The organism is Streptomyces sp. NPDC002306, from assembly GCF_053593435.1.
Genome location: NZ_JBSFCK010000102.1, coordinates 1 through 6169 on the forward strand (window position 1 = coordinate 1; position 6169 = coordinate 6169).

The window sequence follows — 6169 nt, forward strand, 5'->3', positions numbered from 1 at the left end:
GAATGAGACCCGACCCGCAACCACGCGGCACAAGGCCCACGTCGGAACAGCCGCCCCAGTACGGAACACGCCGCCACCCGGCGGCCCACCCGAACTGGAACCGGACGGACGACATCCCATTACGGGATGACTCTTAGTCCAGGGTGCGCATGGCGGCATCCACGGCCGATTCGGCGAACTCCCGCCCTGCCTGGGCCTTTCCCATGACACGCAGCCCCTGCATGAAGGTGGTCAGCAGGCGCGCCAGCTCGGTGGGGTTCTTGTCCGCCGCGAGTTCGCCCCGGGCCTTGGCCCGCTCGAGCGCTCCGGTGATGGCCGACTCGACCAGTCGCAGAGTAGCCGAGACCTGTTCGGCGGTGGCCGGGTCGTCGGCGCGTTCGGTAGCGGCATTGACCAGCATGCAGCCCCGGTCGGGGTCGCACAGATCGGCCTCGGCCATGGCCGTGAGTGCGGCGCGCAGGGCGGGGCGTACCTCGTCGACATTCTCCAGCTGCGTCACGAGATCGCCGGCGTTGCGCGATGTGTAACGCGCCAGCGCGAGCGCGTACAGCTTCTCCTTGGAACCGAACGCGGCGTACAGGCTGCCGCTGCCGATGCCGAGCGCCGAAGTCAGGTCCGGCATCGACGTCGCGGCGTAGCCGCGGCGCCAGAACGTGTCCATCGCACGGTCGACAGCCTGATCGATGTCGAACTCTCGTCTGCGTGCCACACTGACAGCGTAACCGTTTTGGATTGATTGCTCAAGTATTCATGGCCGGCTTGCCGCGGGAGGCCTCCCGGCTCCTTCCCCGGACGCCGGGTCGCGACCCTTCGCGCGGCAGCCTTGCCGTCTTGCGAGGGGCACGACCGCGTTCGCGGCTTCCTGGGGTCACAGGGCGGTGCTGTGCGAGGTGCTTTCGATCAGGCGGGTGACGGCGCCGGGGGTGGTGAGCTGAACGCCGTGAGGTGCGCTGATCTCTACGGTGCGTGCGTGGGCGCGGCCTGCAATGAAGTGCTCTGTGGCGGCCGGGACGGCGTGGTCGTTCTGGGCAGCGAGGTACCAAGAGGGGATGGCTTCCAGGCCTGCGCGCGCCGGAGAACTCGCCCAGGCCCTGGGCGGCGATCGGTCGCTGTGTGGCGGCTTCAGGCGTTGTGCGCTGCGCTGGTCGCTCTGGAAGACATCGCGGAATTCGCTGCGTTTCAGGTAGAGGTCGACACCAGGCGTGTCATCGGTCCGGGGGGTAGCAACGGCGCTGGGGACGGTGGGGACCGGGGCGGCGGGGTCGTCCATGAAGTGAATGCTGGGGAACCTGGCGCTCAGGGCGTCGATACTCTCGCCCCGGTCGGGGGCGATGGTGGCGATGTAGACCGGTGACCTCACGTCGGGGTTGCCGGTGACCGTGTTGGTGATGACCGCGCCGCCGTAGGAGTGGCCGACCAGGATGACGGGGCCACCTGCTCTTGAGGTAGGCGGCGAGATGGGCGGAGTCGGTGGCCAGGCCGCGCAGCGGGTTTCCGGGGCCACGACCGGATGGCTGTCTCTTTGAGGCGCTTGACCACGCTGCTCCAGCCGGAGGCGTCCGCCAGGTGCCGTGCACCAATACGACGGTCGGCTTGGGTGTGTCCGAGGCCGCGGGTGCGGCGGAGACGGTGGGGGAGATGGACTGCGGTCAGCCCGAGGCCGGCGGTGGTGAGGGCGGTGGAGATCAGCAAGCGTGGGAGGGACATCGGAAACGACAAGCTGGGGTGGTGCGGTGCGTCGAAAGGCGTGAGAGGGGGCGTGTCAGGTGCGGGCTTGGCGGCGGCCCAGGCGAGTGCATGGTCGGCGACCTCCTCCAAGCCGTCCTGCCTCGCGGTGCAGTGGGAGCGGCGGGGCAGCAGCACAAGGCAACACCGGCTGAGGATGCCAGGCCGCTATCGTCGCCAGATGGCTGAAGATCTTGAGAAATTCAATACCGCGCTGACCACCTGGCAGGAGTGGCAGGACGCCCCCTGGGGCCGACTGCGCTACTCAATCGCTGAGGCCAACCTGCTCCGTCACCTTGGCGACGTGGGCGGCGAATCGCTGCGGATACTCGACCTCGCCGGCGGCGACGGCGGAGACGCCATCCGCCTCGCGGCCCGCGGGCACCACGTCACCATCGTTGACTATGCACCGGCCATGCTTGCAGCGGCCACCGAGCGAGCCGCGGCAAGCGGCGTGACGGAGCTGATCGACTGTGTCGAGGCCGACGCGACCGATCTGCCCCGCGACCTCGCCAGCGCGGAATTCGATGTCGTGCTGTGCCATAACCTCCTGCCATACATGGACGACGTCCCAGGCACTCTCGCCTCGGCACTCTCCCCGCTGAAGGCCGGGGGCCTGATCTCCGTCATGGCGATCAACCGGCATTCGGCGCCCTTGAACATCGCGGTCCGGGAGATGGACCCCTCGGCCGCGCTTGCCGCACTCGACACCGATCAGGCGCGGACGCAGATGTTCAAATCGGCACTGACACTCCACACAGCTGAAGAGATCATCCGCACCCTGCGGCAGGTCGGATGTCGGGACATCGCCCACTACGGCATCCGCAGCTTCTGCGACTACATCACCGACGACGCACGCAAGCACGAACCGGACTTCTACGCGGCCCTCGAACGCCTCGAACTCGCTACCACCGCCCGGCCGCCCTACATGCACACTGCTCGGCTCTTCCAGCTCACCGCCTGGAAACTGAGCTAAGGGTCACCCTGTAATGGGGTGCCGTCCGTCCAGTTCCTGTTCGGGTGTGCCGCCACGAGGTGGGGCGTCTCTATGGGGGCGGCTGTTCCGGCGTGGGCCTTGTGCCGCAGGGTTGAGGGTCGGGTCTCATTCGGGGTGGGCCGGTAGCGGTCGGGGGTGTTTCGCCGAGCAGTGGCCTGCTGTCCCGGGGTTTTGGGGGTGCGGGCTGCCGCGTGGCTGCGGCCCTGGCGGGGCGGGCACCGCGCTGCGTCTGACTCGGCAGGGCTTCTTGGAGCCCTTCTGCGAAGAGAAGCTGTGTGGTGCGGGCCTGGGTTTTGTCCAGCGCGTCCAACGAGGCTTTCACGGGCTGGGGTCGCATCTTCACCGACCCGAGGCTCTGCGCAGCGATCGTGGACCGGCTCACCTTCAACGCGACCATCATCGAGACCGGAACCGAGTCCTACCGCCTGGCCGGGACCAAGGCTCAAACCCAGGAAAGGGGTCCGCCGCCTCACCCAAGGTCGCCCGGCCAAACGGTCGGGCCCCCGGCCTCTTCGGCGGACAGCTCCGTAGTAGACGTTCCGGCACCTGCCAGGTGTCAGGAATGCTGGACGGCGCTTGCGAACTCCTCGGCCTTCTGGCGTAGGTCCGGCGACAGGTCGGTGAGGTCGCCGACGATGACGTTCAGTTGCTTTGCGAGCTCCGGCTGAGCTTCCCAGACTGCCGGGCTCCTGGTCAGGAGGTCGCCCTCGTACATGTCACCCTCGGCCAGCGGGTTGTCACGAAGCACCTCGACCGCGAACGGAAGAAGCACCGGTAGCCCAACATTCTGCCCGATCAGCAGGCGCAGGTCCTCAACGGTCAGAGTCCCGATCGGCCGACTTCGCAGGGCGTGCACCGTGGCAACGAGACGGGTGGCGTCGGCTGGGGGCGCCTGCCAGCGGTCACGTTCAAGCTCCTCAAGGGACCGAGTACGGTTGATGGATCCAGTCACCAGCCGATTCTCTCGCAGAGGCAACATCTCGAACGCTGTCTCAGCTTGCCGTTTGACATCCATCTCAAGATCGCCCCCGTCGAGGCGGAGTTCAGCCATTTGGTCAACAGCTGTCAGGCGCCCCTGTACAGGTGTCAGAACTCTGTCCCGGCGAGGCGCCGTACCGCATGTGTTCCGTAACCTCCGCGGGCCTGACGTCTCTGCGGGCAACGGCAACGCGACGAGGATGCAGAAGCCGATCCATGGAGCCAGAATGACCGATCCCGGCAGTGCGTGGCGGCTCCTGAGCGGCAGCACCCTCGTCGGCACGATCACCGTCGACGAGGCCGATATGCCGTGGCAGCGAGGACGATTCCTCCCCGAGCCCGCCTTCAGCCCGTTCAGGCCCTGGTTCGACGAGGTCAACGCCATCGTCGAGGCCGGGGAATTCGAACGGTTCGACGACGCCTACGCGCGCATCGAAAGTGCCCTGACCCTGGTGTCGCCGTCGGGGCCCGTTGCCGAGTTCCTCCTCCACATCGACCAGGACCACGCCTGGTTCCGCTGGGACGATCAACTGTCAGCAAGTTAAGACTCAAGCTCCGAAGTTTCATGAGGAATGCGGCGCTGCGCAGGGCGACGGGGTCGCCGGTCAGCGACATGGTGCGGATGGCGGTGTTGATGGTGCTGAAGATGCGCTTGTATCCGGCGTCCGAAGTGGAGAGGCGGACAGCGCTGTAGTCCCCCCGGCTGCGGACCGCCGTCCGCCTGGCGGTCGGCCCAGCCCTTGCTCCCTCACCTCATCCCGACGTCCGCTGCTGCCAGACAGCGGCGACACTGCGTTTCCAGCTGCCGTCAACGGCCCTGCGGACCAGTCGTTTTGTAGCGGTCTGAAACGGTTGCCGTTGGCCCGCGGGCTGTAGGGGCGGTTCGCGGACGCGGGCATCGGCTGCATCGAACGGGTCCTGACCGACAACGCCTGGCCTGACGAGTACCAATGTCAGTGCTCGCTCGTACGCTCAGGCCCGTGAAAATTGATGATCTTGAGTGGCAGTCGCGGACACTCGGCGGAATATCTCCTCGCCTGGTCACCATGCTGGTGGAGCGCGGGGAGGTGGAGCTGCTGGTCCAAGCCGCATCGGAGCAGGGGGAATGGTTCTGCGCCCAGGCGGCGGCTCGCGAGCTGTGCCGGGCGGGCGAGGTCGAGCGGGCTTTGAACGTGCTGGAGCCGTTCATTGAGGCCGGCTGGAAATGGGCGCTCTGGGAGAGGGCTGAGGTCCTGTTGGAGGCGGGGGAGGTGCAGCAGGCAGTGGAGGCGGTCCGCCCGGACGAGGAAGGCCTTGCCTCGGAGTGGGTGTGTCACGACTTCGCGGAGTTGCTGGCCAAGGCGGGGCGGCTGGACGAGGCGATCGCCGTACTGACGCCGCATCTGGACCGGGAGTGGATCCTGTCCACCCTCGTCGAGTTGACGGAGCGCCAGGACCGTGATGAGCAGGTCCTGGGGCTGATCGCGCCGCGGGCGGAGCGGGCCCGCAGCGCCCGCGGCGAGGCGCGATGGGTTTTCAACCCCAGCAACGCGCAAGACCTCCAAGCCCAGGTCCTGGAACGCGCGGGCCGGGTCGACGAGGCCGTACGGATACTCGGTGCAGACATCGAAGCCGGGCACTTCGTGGTTCAGAACACACTGATTGCCTACGCCGAGCTCCTGCGGCGCCACGGGCGCCTGGAGGAACTGCGCGTGCTGGGCGCGGGCGAGGGCGCGGGGGAGACGCTCGCCCACTACGCGCGGGCGCTCGAAGACGCCGGGCAGGCAGATGAGGCCGAAGCAGTGCTGCGGCGTTTCATCGCGGACGCCGAGCATCCGAACCGGTTCCGCTGGCCCCTGATCGAACTGCTGGAGCGCCAAGGCCGGATCGAGGAAGCCGTCGAGGTGGGCCGTCCGACATTCGACGACCACGATGCCTGTCTCTTCGAAGGCGTCATCCACCTGCTGCACGAAGCCGGACGGCTGGACGACGCCCTGACGCTCCTGGACGAGCGCAGTGCTGAGTTCGTCGAAGAGCACCCATCGTGGTTGAGCTCGAACCGGATCTGGCTGCTGGGTGAGGCCGGCCGGTATGAGGAGGCCCTCGCCTACGCCGAGACGCTGGCGCCGGACCTGTACGGCCTGACGGTGAGCAAGGCGTGGATCCTGCAAGAGATGGGGCGCCCTGAGGAGGCTCTCACCGTGCTACGGGCGGACACCGAACTACGGCCGTCGGAAGTGGCGGAGCTGCTCATCCGGCAGGGCCGCGCCGCCGAGGCCATCGCCGGAATGCCGTCCCTTGCCGAACAGCATGCGGCCAGCCGGCGGCGCGACGCGGCCCTTCAAGCCGACCCTGGCCCCAACGACCCTCCCTTCCTGGACCGAGCGACCTTTGACTAGTGCCGCATCAGGCAACGTTCGCCCTGTCGTGACGCGCCGTTCGGGGTTCTGTTCCGGGCAACGTATGGCTGTCAAGGTGTGTCAGTGGCAG

6 protein-coding genes and 1 pseudogene are annotated in these 6169 nt (G+C 67.5%); 4 read left to right on the top strand and 3 right to left on the bottom strand.

What is annotated here, in order from left to right:
* Positions 1 to 133: 133 nt before the first annotated feature.
* Complete coding sequence (locus ACWCQK_RS41760; protein ID WP_451164445.1) at positions 134 to 709, bottom strand: TetR/AcrR family transcriptional regulator; 576 nt, start codon at positions 707 to 709, stop codon at positions 134 to 136.
* 159 nt (positions 710 to 868) lie between these two features.
* Complete coding sequence (locus ACWCQK_RS41765; protein ID WP_451164447.1) at positions 869 to 1504, bottom strand: alpha/beta hydrolase; 636 nt, start codon at positions 1502 to 1504, stop codon at positions 869 to 871.
* A gap of 402 nt (positions 1505 to 1906) precedes the next feature.
* On the opposite strand from ACWCQK_RS41765, the gene ACWCQK_RS41770 reads away from it, so the two are divergent.
* Both ACWCQK_RS41770 and ACWCQK_RS41775 read left to right on the top strand, forming a co-directional pair.
* Complete coding sequence (locus tag ACWCQK_RS41770; RefSeq protein WP_451164449.1) at positions 1907 to 2701, top strand: class I SAM-dependent methyltransferase; 795 nt, start codon at positions 1907 to 1909, stop codon at positions 2699 to 2701.
* 323 nt (positions 2702 to 3024) lie between these two features.
* A pseudogene (locus ACWCQK_RS41775) lies at positions 3025 to 3177 on the top strand (ATP-binding protein); the annotation flags it as partial.
* Between the two features lie 101 nt (positions 3178 to 3278).
* On the opposite strand, the gene ACWCQK_RS41780 reads toward ACWCQK_RS41775, so the two are convergent.
* Positions 3279 to 3773 (bottom strand): contact-dependent growth inhibition system immunity protein, encoded by a 495-nt coding sequence (locus ACWCQK_RS41780; protein ID WP_451164451.1) that lies wholly within the window; start codon positions 3771 to 3773, stop codon positions 3279 to 3281.
* Positions 3774 to 3927: 154 nt separating this feature from the next.
* On the opposite strand from ACWCQK_RS41780, the gene ACWCQK_RS41785 reads away from it, so the two are divergent.
* The gene (locus ACWCQK_RS41785; protein ID WP_451164453.1) at positions 3928 to 4245 is read left to right on the top strand and encodes a hypothetical protein; all 318 of its coding nucleotides are present in this window, start codon (positions 3928 to 3930) and stop codon (positions 4243 to 4245) included.
* A gap of 435 nt (positions 4246 to 4680) precedes the next feature.
* Complete coding sequence (locus ACWCQK_RS41790; protein ID WP_451164455.1) at positions 4681 to 6078, top strand: tetratricopeptide repeat protein; 1398 nt, start codon at positions 4681 to 4683, stop codon at positions 6076 to 6078.
* Positions 6079 to 6169: the final 91 nt, after the last annotated feature.

Coding starts and splice junctions, on each gene's coding strand:
- ACWCQK_RS41770 (WP_451164449.1), top strand. CDS start 1,907: ATGGCTGAAGATCTTGAGAAATTCAATACCGCGCTGACCACCTGGCAG.
- ACWCQK_RS41785 (WP_451164453.1), top strand. CDS start 3,928: ATGACCGATCCCGGCAGTGCGTGGCGGCTCCTGAGCGGCAGCACCCTC.
- ACWCQK_RS41780 (WP_451164451.1), bottom strand. CDS start 3,773: ATGGCTGAACTCCGCCTCGACGGGGGCGATCTTGAGATGGATGTCAAA.